Source organism: Nonlabens ulvanivorans (genome assembly GCF_032922765.1).
Taxonomy (GTDB): Bacteria; Bacteroidota; Bacteroidia; order Flavobacteriales; family Flavobacteriaceae; genus Nonlabens; species Nonlabens ulvanivorans.
The window spans coordinates 546534-563669 of record NZ_CP136694.1 but is presented as its reverse complement, the minus strand read 5'-3'; the positions used below and the strand labels follow the sequence as shown (position 1 = coordinate 563669).

Annotated in this window: 16 protein-coding genes; 10 read left to right on the top strand and 6 right to left on the bottom strand. The window is 32.7% G+C overall.

Annotated elements, in window-relative coordinates; translation table 11 throughout:
- Positions 1-673: 673 nt before the first annotated feature.
- The 5 genes from R1T42_RS02540 to R1T42_RS02520 are packed head-to-tail and all read right to left on the bottom strand — an operon-like array spanning position 674 to position 3779.
- Complete coding sequence (locus tag R1T42_RS02540) at positions 674-1330, bottom strand: response regulator transcription factor (RefSeq protein ID WP_317291179.1); 657 nt, start codon at positions 1328-1330, stop codon at positions 674-676.
- A 6-nt stretch (positions 1331-1336) separates the two neighbouring features.
- Complete coding sequence (locus R1T42_RS02535) at positions 1337-2128, bottom strand: sensor histidine kinase (RefSeq protein ID WP_317291178.1); 792 nt, start codon at positions 2126-2128, stop codon at positions 1337-1339.
- The gene (locus R1T42_RS02530) at positions 2083-2748 is read right to left on the bottom strand and encodes a hypothetical protein (RefSeq protein ID WP_036580948.1); all 666 of its coding nucleotides are present in this window, start codon (positions 2746-2748) and stop codon (positions 2083-2085) included. Before R1T42_RS02530 ends, R1T42_RS02535 begins: the two co-directional genes overlap by 46 nt.
- A gap of 14 nt (positions 2749-2762) precedes the next feature.
- Positions 2763-3437, bottom strand: a complete 675-nt coding sequence (locus R1T42_RS02525; protein WP_317291177.1) for a hypothetical protein — start codon at positions 3435-3437, stop codon at positions 2763-2765.
- 9 nt (positions 3438-3446) lie between these two features.
- Positions 3447-3779, bottom strand: a complete 333-nt coding sequence (locus R1T42_RS02520; RefSeq protein WP_036580953.1) for a hypothetical protein — start codon at positions 3777-3779, stop codon at positions 3447-3449.
- A 130-nt stretch (positions 3780-3909) separates the two neighbouring features.
- Between R1T42_RS02520 and R1T42_RS02515 the strand changes: the two genes are divergently transcribed.
- Positions 3910-4473, top strand: coding sequence for a nitroreductase family protein (locus tag R1T42_RS02515; RefSeq protein ID WP_317291176.1), 564 nt, complete (start codon positions 3910-3912; stop codon positions 4471-4473).
- A 1-nt stretch (position 4474) separates the two neighbouring features.
- On the opposite strand, the gene R1T42_RS02510 is transcribed toward R1T42_RS02515, so the two are convergent.
- Positions 4475-4903 carry a DUF4268 domain-containing protein gene (locus tag R1T42_RS02510; protein ID WP_317291175.1) on the bottom strand — a complete coding sequence of 143 codons (429 nt, stop codon included), beginning with the start codon at positions 4901-4903 and terminating at the stop codon, positions 4475-4477.
- A 205-nt stretch (positions 4904-5108) separates the two neighbouring features.
- Here R1T42_RS02510 and R1T42_RS02505 point away from each other — a divergent pair, with 205 nt between their 5' ends.
- From R1T42_RS02505 to R1T42_RS02465, 9 genes are all read left to right on the top strand, one after another.
- Positions 5109-6080, top strand: a complete 972-nt coding sequence (locus R1T42_RS02505; protein ID WP_036580961.1) for a 3-oxoacyl-ACP synthase III family protein — start codon at positions 5109-5111, stop codon at positions 6078-6080.
- Between the two features lie 30 nt (positions 6081-6110).
- Positions 6111-6935 carry an SDR family oxidoreductase gene (locus R1T42_RS02500; protein ID WP_317291174.1) on the top strand — a complete coding sequence of 275 codons (825 nt, stop codon included), beginning with the start codon at positions 6111-6113 and terminating at the stop codon, positions 6933-6935.
- Positions 6936-7025: 90 nt separating this feature from the next.
- Complete coding sequence (gene mnmE / locus R1T42_RS02495) at positions 7026-8462, top strand: tRNA uridine-5-carboxymethylaminomethyl(34) synthesis GTPase MnmE (protein WP_317291173.1); 1437 nt, start codon at positions 7026-7028, stop codon at positions 8460-8462.
- Positions 8463-8964: 502 nt separating this feature from the next.
- Positions 8965-9624: a Crp/Fnr family transcriptional regulator gene (locus R1T42_RS02490; protein ID WP_317291172.1), complete on the top strand. Its 660-nt coding sequence runs from the start codon at positions 8965-8967 to the stop codon at positions 9622-9624.
- Between the two features lie 157 nt (positions 9625-9781).
- Entirely contained in the window at positions 9782-10345 is a 564-nt protein-coding gene (locus tag R1T42_RS02485; RefSeq protein WP_317291171.1) for a TetR/AcrR family transcriptional regulator, read from the top strand.
- A 77-nt stretch (positions 10346-10422) separates the two neighbouring features.
- Entirely contained in the window at positions 10423-11088 is a 666-nt protein-coding gene (locus tag R1T42_RS02480; protein WP_317291170.1) for a DUF6796 family protein, read from the top strand.
- Positions 11081-12733, top strand: a complete 1653-nt coding sequence (locus R1T42_RS02475; protein WP_317291169.1) for a CRTAC1 family protein — start codon at positions 11081-11083, stop codon at positions 12731-12733. Before R1T42_RS02480 ends, R1T42_RS02475 begins: the two co-directional genes overlap by 8 nt.
- Positions 12734-12964: 231 nt before the next feature.
- Positions 12965-13237, top strand: a complete 273-nt coding sequence (locus R1T42_RS02470; protein WP_317291168.1) for a hypothetical protein — start codon at positions 12965-12967, stop codon at positions 13235-13237.
- A gap of 375 nt (positions 13238-13612) precedes the next feature.
- Complete coding sequence (locus R1T42_RS02465; protein WP_317291167.1) at positions 13613-17134, top strand: metallophosphatase; 3522 nt, start codon at positions 13613-13615, stop codon at positions 17132-17134.
- The last annotated feature ends 2 nt before the right edge of the window (positions 17135-17136 follow it).

Here is a 17136-nt window from a genome sequence, read left to right as displayed (position 1 = left end):
AAATACGATTCCTTTTTAAAAAGGAAAGCAGAAATGAGGCACTAGCCCCATTTCCCTTCCCCTTTAAATACTCTGTATACAGAGTGTGTAATTTCAAGTTCAACTCATAAACCTTTTCCCCTACAAAACTGAATAAAAGAAGAACTCTAGCTTAATTACAATTCAAAGTTATGCATACCTCATCGTTCATGAAATAGGTATAAATACCTGTTTTTGCATATTGAACAAATAGTACGAAATAGAAAATGAGGCCGAAGCCTCACTTTCATTGCCTTAGAATATGATTCTGGAAGGTTAAATAAGTAGTTTTCAAACAGAATCAGAAGAGTCTCTCGGTTTCCCCTACAAAAACAAGAAAATCACCTGGTTAAAACTACTTACTTAAATATACATTATTTATATCGATTAACAAACTGAAAATCAATACTTATTAAGGTCATTAAATAGTAAATGAGGCCTAAGCCTCATTTACATTTTTCTAAAAATAAATTTTTGATGCGTCAAAAATTTATTTTAGTGTTCAAAGTTGAGATATCTTCTTGGTTTCCCCTACAAAATCAAAAAGAGTCTTCAACTTCTCTTATTTACTTATTTTACTTATTTTACTTGTTCAAATTTAGACAGTTTAAGAGGTGTACACAATAGGTATAAATACCTGTTTTTTGATAGAAAATCAAATTTCGACTGTGATAATGGCATTCTGTATGGCATAAGCCACAAGTCCAGCGACGTTTCTCATTTTTGTCTTAACCAATAAATTATTGCGATGCCCATCCACAGTGCGTTTAGAAACACAAAGTTGTTCTCCAATTTCGGCAGTTGTAAATTGCTCACAAATTAACTGTAATACATCTAATTCTCGTGGCGTTAATAAATTATGATCTAGTGTGCTGCGCTTATAATTTCCATCTTGAGAATTATCCTGTAATATGCGTAAAACATTTTTATCATAATAAAATCCTTTTGCCGCGACTTCTCTGATGGTAAGCTCAACTTGTGCAGGCGTGGTATTTTTCACTAAATATGACGCGGCTCCTACACCTAGCATATTAGAAATAAACACATCTGTATTGTAACTACTTAATGCGATAACACTTAGTTCTGGAAAAAGTTCTTTGATCTTTTTAGTAGCTTCTACTCCATTTAATTCTGGCATTTTAAGATCGGTAACCACTACATCTGGTAATGGCGATTGAGTAGAAAGTTGATCTACGAGATCCTGTCCATTTGTTGCTGTAAAAACCACATTAAAATCTGGAATTCTTTGCAGCATAAAACTTAAGGTATCTAGAAATAAACTCTCATCATCTGCTAGGGCGATGTTTATCATATGGGTTTAAGTTTTAGGGTATTTAAAAGTATATATAACACCATTACCATCACTAGTTTCTAGGTGATAGGTTCCATTTAACAGGTCTACTCTACTGCTTATATTACTAGTTCCTAGACCTATTTGAGCATTATCTTGAAAACCTATTCCATTATCACTATAGGTAATTAGTCGATAATGATCTTCTTCATGAAGTACTATGGATACTTTATCTGACTGTGCATATTTAATGGTATTATTGAGTAACTCTTGTATGACACGATACACATGTAATTGTGAATCAGGATTTAACTGCTCTTCATTCCAGTCACAGGAGAAATAAATATCAATTTTATCACCTTTAATACTCTTAACAACCTCTGTAAGTGCTGCACATAAACCAAATTTCTCAAGTACTGGAGGCAAAAGGTTATGAGCTATTTTACGTGCGTTTTCTAATGTTTTACCTGTTGCTGTTTCAATACGAGAAATCAACATTTCACGCTCTTCAATAGATAAAGATTCTTCCTTAAGCATGTTAGTATTCATGGCAATCACGTTCAATTTTGCACTGATTTCATCGTGCAAGTCTCTCGCGATGCGCTGTCTTTCTTTTTCTTGAGTTACAAGTGTAGCAGACATGACATCTTTTTGAGCTTTAATTTGAGTGTCCCTTACTTCCAGATCAGCTTCTGTGATACGCTTCCGCGAAAGCAGGAAAAAAATAACCATACCTATAGAAAATAGAATAATAAAAATCATCAACCCTATAGCTATATAGTTAATCGATGTATTTGAGATTTGAAGTATAACAGGCATTCGTAAATAAATAAGGTATGTAAAATCGTTAATGGTAAAACATGAAGAGTTCTGAGTAGAATTTTCACATCTGGAGGAACACCTTCATAAAACTGCATCGTCATAAAAAAGATCAAAGTTGTTCCTAGCATTATAAATAAACCAATATTAATAAAAGGATAGCCCATTTTATTTTTAAGTAATTCTATAAAATAATATGCGCTAAAAAACAATAATAAAGGTATAGTCATTAAAGGTAACCAAACTGAGAATTCTAATATCCATGATGGATTAAAAATATATGGTATGATACCAATTATTAAAACTATGATTACCGAGGATTTAAAATATTTAGTAAAAACAGGACAGTCGATTACTTTCTTAAAGAAATAAGATAAAAAGACAAATTGCAAAATAGTGAAAAGAAAGAAAAAGGGCGCATTTGTTTTCTCACCTAAAACTAGAAAATAATCCCAAGTAATCATTTTACTCATGACCTCAGTAAATGCGCCAGCCATAAGATATAAAAAGATAGGCTTGAAATCATTTTTCCCCATACTTATCGCTATAGTATAAAATAAAAAAGCGAGAATCAATAGGGTTTTATAAACTGTAGAAAGATGGTCTAAAAATGACTCCATTAGTTAATCATACATTACTGCTGTAAACGTTGTAGCTTCATAACGTCACTTTCTTTAAAATATAAATATGATTCTAACAAAAACATGACATACATAATAATTAAAACCACTCTATTAATGGACTCTCTAAAAAACCAAACTTCAAGATCAACACCTACATATGTACCATTCACAGCACTAGATATTAAAAAACTACCCGACACTAAGAAAATCCCTGTTGTGATATAAGGATAACCATCTCTAGCTTTTAACAATTGAATAAAATAAACCATCGAAGCTATGATGATAGTTGACATTAAAGAGAAAGCTAACCATGGATCATTTTCTAACCAATAATGTTTTAATCTTGATTGAGAAAAAATACCTATTACCGCACAAATGGAAAATAGATAAACAAAATATCTTTTTGTTGCCTTACTTTTTTGAACACTGTATAAAAAGAACCCAAAAGTTAAGAAAGAAGTCCATTTATAAACATGACCAACTATCGCGTTATTTTGTTCTCCCATAATTAATAAGTGGTGCTCACGTATTAAATATGTAAAGAATTCACATAAGCAACCTATGATTAAACAAATAGTAATAGGTAAAAACTTTCTGGCACCATAAACAATTGATACTGAAAACACAATCGTAGTCAGTATCAATAGTAAATAGTATAAATCAGCAATGAAATCTGAAAAAGACAATGTTTAAATCTAATTTAAAGGACTTGATGAATCTCCATTAGGTGGAATACTGCTCGAATTATCGTAGATATAATATCCATTCTCTGCATCTATCAAGTCTTTACCGTCGCTCCCTACAGCCACTAACATTACTTTTGCCACGCCGCCGGTTCCTGGCTCAGTAAGACCTAAGTAAATTCTACAATCTACTCCGTTTTCTCCAGTTACTTGAGAAAGGTCACTTCCTGGAACTAAAAATCCTTGTAAACCATCTGTTTGTGCTTGGATCCACTCTTTACCAGATGCTTTCCAGTTGCTACGCCATTGTTGGGCTTGTTCTAATGGGATTGTGTTTTCTGACATAATACTCTAAAATTAATTGGGGTTAAAATTCATAATTCGATATAAAGCTAACATAATTTTGTTAAATCGGCATTAAAGCTTTTTGCAAACCCGTTATCGTCTACCATATACATATTATCTTTATTAAAAAATGATAGATCAAATCATCAAAACGCGTCGTAGTGTATTTCCTGCGCAGTATACCGGAGAAATAATACCAAGAGAAGATATTCTAAAAATTTTAGATAGCGCCAGATGGGCACCTAATCATCGTAAGACAGAACCGTGGCGTTATAAAATACTGACTGGTAAAGCATTAGAAAGGTTAGGTAACTTTATGGCGACATCTTATGCCCAAACGGAAGGCTATAAAAAGTTTAAACTAAAGAAATTACAAGAAAATCCTATCAAAGCTAGCGCTGTCATCTTGATATTTATGCATCGTGACATCAATGAAAGTGTACCAGAATGGGAAGAAATAGCAGCGGTATCCATGAGCGTGCAAAACATGTGGTTAACTAGTCATAATATGAAATATGGCGCCTACTGGAGTTCTCCTAAACCGTTTGCAAACATTAAAAACCTAGAAGGAATACATGTCGCAGATAACGAACAGTTTTTAGGCTTTTTCTATCTAGGAACATATCCTTATGAGGAGCAAGAACTTCCAGAACGCAAATCGATAAAAGAGATGGCTAGCTTTATTAACGAATAAATCAACTTTCTATAAAATCTTTGTATTCCCAGAAAAATAATTCCAGCTTATCCATATAGGTATAGAAAAACTCATAGACCTCTGGCCACTGCGTCTTTTTCTGGATTTTAACACCTTCTAGCATCACATAAACCCGAGAAATCTGCTTGCCAGACTCTAGAACATAGTCTGCATCTAGAATAATATCTGGTGAGATTTCTTCTTTAAGAATCGATTGAAGACTAATAAGCTTTTCAAAATAATACTCACGATAAAACGTATCATCATGTTCTATATCCATGGAAACCAGCGCACGTCGATCCTCAAAAGAGAACTTAAGAACCACATCTTTAATTTTAGTATTGTATAACAACCACTTACGATCATATCGTTTACCAAACATGGTCCAGAATTGCTGTCTAACTAATTTTGCTTCTTCACGTGAATACATTTTGCAAAAATAAATGTGATTAAAGAGTAAATCCTAGAAATGAGACTTTTTTATTTTATCAATTTGATGATTTAATGCAATATTATTAAGTAAACAAAAATGAATTACGGATTAATTTACGAATATCTTAATTTACCGATATTTTCTTAGATATTACTCTTTTTTATTGTTTAAATGTCACATTTTTATGCGCTTATACTCATTTATGAATAACGCATATATTAAAGGAACTGGATCCTATGCTCCAGAAAACATAGTGAAAAACGATTTTTTTGAATCTGTAGGATCTAATGATGCCTGGATACAAAAAAACTTAGGAATAAAAGAAAGACGCATCTCCACAGGTGAAACTACCAGCGACCTTGCTGCAATGGCTGGTAAGGAAGCTATTAAAAATGCTGGCCTCACTCCTCAAGATATCGATTTAATCATTCTTGCCACCGCAACACCAGATAAGCTCGCTCCATCGTGCGCCTGTTTTGTACAAGAAAAAATAGAAGCGTTTAATGCTGTAGCCTTTGACATTTCTGCTGTTTGCTCAGGTGCTTTGTTTGCTACTACTACCGCAGTACAGTACATAAAATCTGGAATGTATAAAAATGTGCTTGTTATAGGAGCAGATACTTTTTCAAACATCACAGATTGGAATCGTAGAGACGCTGTGTTTTTTGGTGATGGTGCTGGTGCCATGGTAATCTCTCATACTAATGAGGATAAAGGATTTATAGATTTCTTACTACATACAGATGGTCGTGGTAAGGATTGCTGGAATATACCTGCTGGTGGTTCTCTCACTCCTACTACCCCAGAAACTTTAGAAAAAGGGCTTCAATATTTTCAAATGGATGGTCCAGCCGTTTTTCAAACCGCGATAAAAGTTGTTCCAGAATCTATTGAAAAATTGCTTCATAGAAACAATACTCACATAGATGATATTGATTTTCTCATACCACATCAACCTAGTGTGCGCATTCTTGAAGAAGTTGCAAAACGTGTCTCTTTACCATGGGAAAAAGTAATGACTAATATGGATCGTTATGCAAATACCTCTGGTGGTACTATACCTATCATGCTTCATGAAACCGTTTCAAAAGGAAAACTTAAGGATGGTGACATGGTATTATTTGCCGCCGTAGGCGCTGGATGGACCTGGGCAACCTCACTTTATAAATGGTAATTTTATTTTAATACTAAAACTTCACATCACATGATGTTCTCAAATAAAACTTTTTTAATTACAGGAATAGCAGACGAGCATTCTCTAGCCATGTATGCTGCAAAAGAAATTATAAAAAATGGCGGTAAGGTCGTTTGTACAGGTCTAGGCGTAAGTCGTTTTCACGAAAATTTATCAGATAAAGCTAAGTCGTTCCTAAATAAAAACTTTGAAGATTTTAAATCCTCGGTTCATAATTCTTTAGGAGACGCCATGGTGGAGATCCTAGATGTTTCACTCGATGAGAATATAGAAGCATTTGCTCAAGAACTAGCCGCACGCAACATTAAACTCGATGGATTTCTCCATGCCATTGCCATGGATAAAACCATACGTAAAAAAGAAGTAAAACCACTTATAGACGTCACACTAGATGAGTTTTGTGATACCATGAATGTAAGTGCTTATTCCTTAATAAGAGTAACACACTATCTTTTAAAACATGACGTCTTACAGTCTGGTGCTTCTATTTGTTCCTTAAGTTATATTGCAGCTGCAAAAGTGACGTTCCATCCTTATAGGAATATAAGTATTGCCAAAGCCGCTCTAGAACGTATCACCGTAGAACTAGCAGATGAGCTAGGACGCAAGCACGGTATACGTGTAAATGCCATAAGGTTCTCACCTTACATGGGAAGTAAAGCAGGAAATGCAACACTAAAAGAAGAAGATGTCGCCACATCCCATAAAATGAGTCCGCTGGGGAATGCTTTACCTATCGATCTAGCTTATGAAATTGCACACCTTTTTAGACCAGAAAGTCGCATTACAGGTGAAATAAGACATGTAGATGGTGGTTATAATATTACCGGTTAATAGATTCTATAAAAGGTTTCAATAATATCTTAATTTAAGAATTGTCATGGGATTAAGATAGAACTGCTGGCTTCTCTTTACCTTTGTACTATGTATAAAAACGATACCATTGTAGCGCTGGCAACACCAGCAGGTTCTGGAGCTATTGCCGTTGTAAGATTATCAGGTTCTGAGGCTCATGAGATAGCAAGTAAGATTTTTGTTCCCGCTTTCGCGAAAGCGGACTCAAAATCAACATCAGAGTTATATAATAATCTAGGAGCAAACACGGTTACTTTAGGTCATATCTATGACGGTAATCGCATGGTGGATGAAGTGCTGCTTACTAAATTTAACGCACCACGATCTTACACAGGCGAACACGTTGTTGAGATATCGTGCCATGGTTCTATATACATACAACAAGAAATTATTGCGGTATGCCTTAAAAACGGCGCCCGTATGGCAAACGCTGGTGAGTTCACTTTACAAGCGTTTTTAAATGCAAAAATGGATCTTAATCAGGCAGAAGCTGTTGCAGATCTCATCTCTAGTGAAAGTGAGACGGCACATCAAATTGCGTTACAACAAATGCGCGGTGGCTTCTCTAGTGAACTTAAAGATTTGCGAGGTCAACTGCTCAACTTTGCCAGCTTGATAGAACTAGAATTAGACTTTAGTGAAGAAGATGTCGCCTTTGCAGATCGTGAAGACTTGAAAAGGTTATTATCAGAAAGTCAGCAAACCTTGCGTAAGTTAATCGACTCCTTTGCACTAGGAAATGTACTTAAAACAGGTATTCCTGTTGCGATAGTAGGTGAACCTAATGTAGGTAAGTCTACCCTACTCAATGCTTTACTTAATGAAGAAAAGGCTATCGTAAGTGATATTGCTGGTACCACTCGTGACTCTATAGAAGATGAAATTAATATCGATGGCATACGCTTTAGATTAATAGATACTGCAGGATTAAGAGAAACGACAGACACCATTGAAGGTATGGGAATACAGCGTTCTTATGCCAAAGCGGAACAGTCTAAACTAGTGTTATATCTACTAGACGCCACACAGCTTAATACGGCACCTAGAATCATGCATTGCTTAATGCGTATACAGATTTTAAGAGAGAAATTTCCAGACAAACCACTAGTAGTGATCGTCAATAAAATTGATCAAATCACCGGTCTAGAACATGCTGAAATCACCAAACAAATTAACTCAAAGTCACCAGAGACGATTCTAATTTCTTTAAGTGCCAAATCTCGTGCTGGTGTGGACGAATTAAAAACAGCACTGGTTAGTAGTTTTAAAAGTGGTGCTCTATCACAAGATGATACTATTGTGAGCAATGCTAGACATTATGATGCCTTACAAAAAGCCTATAGTTCTTTACTAGAAGTTCAAGAAGGTATTGAAAATGATATCTCTAGTGAATTTCTAGCTATTGACATACGTGCCACTGCAGAGTCCTTAGGCATTATCACTGGTGAGATTACTAATGATGAATTGTTGGGTAATATTTTTAGTCAGTTCTGTATTGGGAAGTAATTGTTATTTTTAATGTACTAACTTATTGTCAATATTTTAATTTGCAGTCAGAATCCTATCTACTATTAGTACCAAGAATTCACACCTCATTTACAAATACTATAACTTTTAAATTATCAATTCAATCTTCAGACCTATTTGGATCATTGTGTCTTAAGTATAATTTTTAAGTCTATTAAATCTCTTTTTTCATGTAATTAGGCTTTTTCTTTTACCTAAACTATTTAAAATAAATAAAAATATTCTTTATTAGAATCTATTTATCACACCAAGATAGATATGATTGCACGATAAAATGAAAAATTTAATTACGTTTATAATCATCTACTTATATTTCTTATAGTGTTTTTAATCACTAATATTCTTAGTGATTATTTAAAATTTTAATGTAATTATAGCGAATTACATAACTCAAGTGTCGTCTGAAGTAACAATTGACAAGATAAAATATTAAGAAATTAAATGATTATGTTAATTTTGAATACGTAAACATCGATGATAATTGAAAGCTATAACAAAATATTGGTTTTTAGAAGGTTTTAATCTTTTTAGAAAGCTTGGAATGCTCAACATGATGAAGATATGTGAGATTCTAGAAATGGATAATATTGAGAAAGGCAAACGTATCGAACTTAAGGAAGAGCATAAGAACAGTGTATTTTTTTTAAAAAGAGGTAGTGTTAAAATAATAGATAACAGTAGTGAAACCGTTAAGTATGTAGTAAAACGTGGTAATGTTTTTGGAGAGCTTGCCCTTTTTGATAAAGAAGCTGCTATTGAAGAGGTTGCATTTGCTCTAGAAGATTGTGTGATTTGTTATATAAAGTCTGATCAAATGGAGGCTCTTATGGAAAAACATAAATCACTTAAAAATGGTTTACTTAAAATTTATGGATTACGTATTCAAAAGCTAGAGAGGAGACTTAATGATTTATTGTTTAAAGATAGTCCTACTAGAATTAAAGAGTTTATTTTGGATTATCTAGATGAGTTTGGAGAAATTGATAAATCAGGTAAATCAAAAGCTAAAAATTTACTGTCTCATAAGGATATAGCAAACCTAACTAATACTTCAAGACAGACAGTGAGCAATGTTTTGAGTAAAATGCGAAAGGAAGGAGTAATTGATTATAATGTTGAGTTTATTTCAAAAGTCTTATAACGAATAAATTTACTAATACGTAAAAATAAAGTGTAACATAAGATTTAATTTTAGAGAAAATTGAAATGGAAGAGTTTATAATGAACTTGTTACAAATTTCTTATAAAATGTCTTTTATTTATCTAACTGATTAGTTAGGTTTGAATTTATTTCAAAAATGGCAAGAAAAAAACAATATAAAGAAGAAGAAGTTCTTGAAAAGGCTATGAATTTATTCTGGATAAAAGGATATGAAAACACTTCACTCGAAATGCTCGAGAAAGAGATGGGGATAAATAAATTTTCAATCTATTCTAGTTTTGGCTCAAAAAAAAACCTATTTATTGAAAGTTTAAAACTTTATAGAAAAAAGGTAGGAGAAATAACTAATCAACTTGAAAAATCTTCGGCAGGAGTTGTAGCAATTAAACAGTATTTCTATGATTTTTTAAAACTGTCTGCAGGAAAAGGTTTCAGTAAAGGTTGTTTAATGACTAATACTTTAATGGATATTGATAAAGAAACTGATAATAAGATATTGAGACAAGTAGAGAGTTTTCGTGATGATATAAGACAAGTTTTTTTAAATAAGCTTATTACTGGGAATAACGAAAGTTTATTAATCGCAGAAAAAAAAGCAGATTATCTTTTAATATCAATGATTGGATTATCATCAGCTTCTAAGATTACTATCGATACTCAATTAGAAAATTATATAGATAACACATTTAAGACGCTATAATTTTTTACATAATAACTAAACACTTAGTTTGAAATAAAACCATATTAATCAAATAGTTACAAATAATTTAATATAAAATGAATCTTACCAAATCATTAGGCTATCTTGGAATTCTAGCATCTATTCTCGTAGGATTAGGAGAATACTTTTTACACTATTCTTCAGATATCTTAGGGCATTCGGAACATTATGAATTTTTCAAATTTGTGCCTTTAGAAAACCTTACTATCGGTCACTTTCTAGCAGTAATAGGCTTACCATTTTATTTTGCCGGTTATCTTCATATTTATAGAATGCTTAAACCTGGAAATGAAATCTTAGCCAGATTAGTTTTAGCAACAGGATTTATTGCTTTTGCTGTTGGTGGAGTTTGGATAGGCTCACGAGCTTCAATAGGTAACATAATCCATTTAAAAGGTTCTATAGACAATCAAAGCTATGAAAACTTGATTACACATTACACTAATCATATGGAGGTATTAGTACAAGTACTTCGTGTGGTGATCGCCATTTTATCTACTTTATTTGTTATTGCTATTTTAAAAGGAGGCACATATTATAAAAAATGGATGGCCATTTTTAATCCAATTGTAATTTTAGCACTCGTTTTCTCAACAATGTTTTTTGCTAAAGATGTAGCAAAACATTTAGTTCCTATAGCTATGAACGTTACACATTTTATACTTTTCACATTGTCAATTTATCAATTAAAAAAATATTCTAAAAACCAACTATATGCTTAAAAAAACACTTAAAATACTCGGTATAATTATTATTCTTTTTATCCTTTATGTTTTGGGCTTTTTCTGGAGAGATTCTGTTTCAGATAAATATGATACCTCAATTTCTGAAGAAAAAATCCCGGAATTCAAATCAATTCCTTTAGACTTTATTCATAAATATAATGGAGAGAAATCTCTACCACTTGCACCATCTGCATTGATTGATATTGATAATGACAATGTGGACGAAGTCTTTTTTGGAGGTGGAATGAATCAAGAAGATGCCATTTTTGCATACAGGAATAATGAGTTTGTTGATATTTCTACCGAAGTAAATTTGCCTAAAAAAGGAAATTCTACAACCACTGTAGGTGTCGTATCTGCTGATTTTGACAACAACGGATTTTCTGACATCATTTTAAGTCGAGAAGATGGGCTGCATATATACTATAATAGGAGTGGTCAATTTACAGAAAAAATTATTGCCACGCCGGTAAACGAAAAATCTAATCCTGCAGGAATCACGGTAGGTGATATAGATAAAGATGGAGATTTAGATATTTTCTTAGCTACTTATCTTAAAAAGGAATTGATGGAAGGTCAAAACATTTTTGAGGATTACAGTTATGGTTCCACCAGTGAACTGTTACTTAATAATGGAGACAATACTTTTAAAAGTATTACCATATCCGCAGGGTTAGAATATGTTCATAATACTTTTCAAGGTGTTTTTGTTGATATCGATAATGACAGTTGGTTAGATTTAATTGTTGTACACGATACTGGAGAAGTTCGCACCTATAAGAACAATGGAGACTTAACATTCACTATGAAATCTAATCCCACAACTAAGAAGTTTGCTTATCCTATGGGACTAGCTGTAGGTGATTATAATAATGATGGAAAAGTGGATTTTATGTTTTCTAACACCGGAAGCACCCTTCCTAACATAATTGCACAAGGGGATATTAAGGATCCTTTATTGTTTACTGATAAGTGGATCTTATTTAAAAATGACGGTGATTTTAAATTCACTGATGTAGCAGCCGATGCTAAAATAGCAGACTATGAATTTGCATGGGGTTGCACTTTTGCCGATTTAAATAATGATGGATTACAAGATTTAATGGTTGCCGAAAATTATGTGGACTTTCCTCCTAACAAGTTATTTAAATTACCTAGTCGTGTGTTAATTCAAAAAGAAGATAGCACATTCGCTCCTACAGAAGAAGAAAGTGGAGTTACCAATCCTCATTATGCTATTACCTCATTGGTAAGCGATTTTAATCAGGATGGTTATTTAGATATGATATGGGTTAATATTGACTCGCCTTCATTAGCCTATATAAATAAAGGTGGCACCAACAACTACCTGCAGGTTGATCTAGGAGAGTCCGTTAATGCTCAAGGAGCTAAAATTACTATTACAACTCCTACAAAAACTTTAACTGAATGGTTAGTTACAGGCGAAGGATTAGCAAGTGATCAAACCGCGTTAGTTCACTTTGGACTAGGTAAAGAAAGTAGGATCTTAAATCTAAAAGTTATTTTATCTAATGATCAAGAAATTAGCATTGATAATCCAAAAGTTAATAGCATGATTAATTTGAGATCAGAAATTGATAAAGAAGTAAAAATCTCTAGAGAAGATGTTCGAGAAAATTAAATATCAGTAAGGTTGAAATGAATATTTGCAAAGTGTCGTTCAAAGTAACTATTGGCAAAATACAATTTTACTCCGTTCATTTAAGGCAGTAAATTGTATCCTAATATATACAAAGGTATAATGGCATTTTATCTACAAGTTAAACAACCTATTAAATTATTTTTCAGAGGCTCTGATATAGCAAAACTGAAGGAAAAAAATAAATAAACGACAATAAAGTAGCTAACAAGGATGAGATTTATTAAACAATTACTAACCCATAAAAATAATGAGAAAATTACTGAATTATCCAGTGCCTATTGCCCTAACTGTTGGGGAGATCAAGAGTATGACAATCTTGTAAGAGAAAAATATAAGGATGCTCAAATAAGCGTTAACAATCATAGTGCTAATTATGCCTTTGTTCAAAATTTTATAGTAACCCATATGAAGGGAATTAAACTTAAGAGTAGTATCAACGGTAAAGTTTGCCCAACATGTGTAATTAAAAATAAAGGCTATTGAATAAAAGACTTACCTATATTTTAATTTTAATAATTCTACTAATAGGATTATACGGAGCTGGAGTTCTTGTTATTGAGGAATTTCTAACCGGTGAAGGCTGTCCCAAAATAATTTATATACCGGTATGTTTGGTTGTTCTGATTTGTCTAGTAATCCCACTCGGAGTACATGTATTGAAAAAATGGAATTTGTTATACTTTTTATTCACAGGACTAGCTGGCAGTATTGCTTTGATAGCATCCACGATGCAGTTTACCGGATATACCGAATGTCCTAAAACAGATTCAGGAACACCTATGTGTTATTATTCACTATTAATATTTAGTGTACTGGTCGTTACCAAAGTTCATCATTTAAAACCAAATAACCAATAATATGAGAACCCCTAACCTAACTAAAATTAATCTACTGTATATACTATTTCTTGTCAGCTTCTTTACTACAGCTCAAGAATTAGAAACTTCTATCTTCATAACAGGAAACACTGGAACAACGGAAGATATAACTGTGTTGTCTCAGATTAATGAAGAGTCTCAAACATTGAACGATTCAAACCTACTAATATTAGGGAATTTTGTCTCAAAAGATGGGTACACAGAAGATGCAAAAACTGATGTGACAAAACAATTTGAGACTTTAAAATCTTTCAATGGTAAAGTTATTTTTACACCAGGACAAAATGAATGGGCTATTAATGGCCATAGAGATGTAAGAGATTTAGAGAAATTTATTCAAAAGAATAGTGCCGCAAAATTCTATCCTGATGAAGGTTGTCCTATCAAAAAAACAGATATCGCAGATAATGTAGTTTTAATCACAGTTGATTCTCAATGGTACCTTGAAGATTGGAATAATCATATTTATCTAAATGAGGATTGTGATATTAAAAATAGAACCGAGTTTTTCTTAGAATTTGAAAGTATCCTTAAAAAATCTCAAGGGAAAATAATTATGGTTGCAATGCATCACCCTATTTTTTCTAACACAAATGAGGGATTGATAGCAAGAACAGGTGGGACATCATTACACAATTTTCAAAATAAACAAAATAGAAAGTTTAGAAATCGATTAATCACATTAGCTAGACAAACAGAAGATATATTCTTCGTTTCTGGACATGATGAAAATTTACAATATATCAACAAATACGGTATACCTCAAATTATTAGTGGAGCTGCAGGTAAGACTAGAAAAACACCTTTAAACAATGATAATGATTTCGCATCAAGCGAAAACGGTTATGCTAGAATTGATATTTATAAAGGAGGTAAAGTAAGTGTTACTTTTCAAGGTGTTTCAACACCTTATACCGAAACTTTAATTAAACCTATTAAAAGAGAAGTGTTTACAGACTATAAAGAAAAAGATAGTTTTGAAACCTCGATTACTTCATCCGTTTATTCAATAGAAGAAACAGAAAAAAGTGGACTATATAAAGCTCTTTGGGGTAAACATTATAGAAAATTTTATAGTAAAGATGTACGCGCAAAAATTGCTTTTATAGACACTTTAAAAGGAGGATTAACTCCTGTAAGACGTGGTGGTGGTCATCAATCTAAATCATTAAGATTAGAAACCAAAGATGGTAAACAATATGTAATGAGAGCTCTTAGAAAAAGCGCCATTAAATTTTTACAATCCACTGCATTTCAAGATAAGTATGTCGAAGAAGAATTAGAAGGTAGTTATGCAGATGATTTTCTTTCAGATTTCTATACCACCGCACATCCATATACACCTACCGTAGTAGCTACTCTTTCTGATGCTGTTGATGTTTTTCATACAAATCCTGAATTGTATTATATCCCAAAACAAGAAGCTCTAGGTGAATATAATGACGAATATGGTGATGAACTATATCTGATTGAAGAACGTGTAGAGTCTGGACATAAAGATTTAGCAAGCTTTGGAAAACCTAAAGATATTTTAAGCACTAGTGATGTGCTTCAAGAAATAAATAAAACTGGTAAATCTATTGTAGATGAACCATCGTACATAAGAGCTAGACTATTTGATATGCTTATCGGAGATTGGGACAGACATGAAGACCAGTGGAGATGGGCACTTTTTGAAAAAGAAGATGGCACAGAAATTTGTAAGCCTATCCCTAGAGATAGAGATCAAGCGTTCTCGACTTTTGACGGAGCGATATTGAATTTTTTAAATCACGCGGTACCGAGTCTGCGTATGATGCAGTCATTTGACGATGACTTACGCAGTCCTAAGTGGTTTAGTTTTGAACCATATCCTCTTGATATGACTTTCATTAATAAATCAAATTGGGAAGATTGGGAAAGAGAAGCAAAAACTCTGGAAACTGGTTTAACCGATGAAGTTATTGAAAGAGCATTTGAAAATATCCCAGAAGAAATGAAGGGTGAAACTATTGAGGGAATTAAAAGGAAATTAAAAGGAAGACGAGGGAACATTGTAGATATAGCTCGTAGATACTATGAATTCACAAATGAACACGCAGTAATTACAGGAACTCAAAAGTCTGATACATTTAATGTAACTAGACATGCCGATGGTAAAACTACTATAGAGGTACATAGAAAGGATTTAGATGTTTTTACTAGAACCTTTAATAAAGAAGAAACTAAAGAAATATGGATCTACGGTTTAGATGGTAAGGACACATTTAATGTTACTGGAGATGGTGATAACTTGATCACCATTAAAATTTTAGGTGGTAAGAAAAATGACACTTATAATTTTGAGAATATAAAAAAAGTAAAGCTTTATGATTATAAAGGCAAAGACAATACTATTGTAAATAAAAAATCAAAAAAATGGTTGGTGGATGATTATGAAATAAACAATTACGATTATAAAAAGCGTAAATATGGAATTAATCAAATTTTACCTATTATAGGCGCAAATCCAGATGATGGGTTCCAAATAGGTTTTACAAATAATTATACTACCTACGGTATTCAACGCAATCCTTTTACAACAAGACATTCTGTAAGTGCATCATATTATACTGGGAATTCTGGTTATGATTTATCTTATAAAGGTGAGTTTTCAAACATTTTTCACAATTGGAATTTTGGTATTGAGGCTAAATATACAAGTCCAAATTTTGCGCAAAACTTCTTTGGATTTGGTAACAATACAGAATACGATAAAGATGAAGTAGAAATAGACTTTAATCGTGTAAGTATTAAGGAATGGAATACTGCTATTTCTTTAATATGGCGCGGTAGAGATGGAGGTTCTTTCTATTTCAAACCTTTAATTGAATCATTTGAAGTTGACACTGATGAATCTGATCGGTTTATCAATCTTGCACTACCTGCAAACTCTAGTGTATTTGAGCAACAAACTTATGCTGGTGCTGAGGTTAATTATAGCTATAAAAATAAAAATGATAGTTCATTCCCTACTTTGGGATTAGATGTCAGTCTTACAGCTGGTTATAAAACAAACATTGACAGTGATTTTGATAATGAATTTGCATATATCACGCCACATATTGCAATAGATCATAGATTAAATAATAGTGGAAGTTTAGTACTAGCTACAAAAATAGGTGGTCAAGCAATCTTAGGAGATAATTTTGAACTATACCACGCAGCAGACCTAGGTGGAGGAAGTAGTTTAAGAGGATTTAGAAAAGAACGTTTTCTAGGTAAATATTCCATGTATCAAAACACAGATTTAAGATTAGTCTTAGGGAACTTTAAAACGAGTATACTACCTCTCAAATATGGGATTACTGGAGGATTTGATTATGGAAGAGTATGGTTAGAAGATGATAATTCAGATAAGTGGCACAACAATGTTGGAGGTTCTTTTTGGGTTAGTGGTTTAGAAACTTTTACTGCTAACTTAGGCTATTACGGTAGTAGTGATGGTGGAAGAATAGCTTTCGTATTAGGCTTTGCTTTTTAATT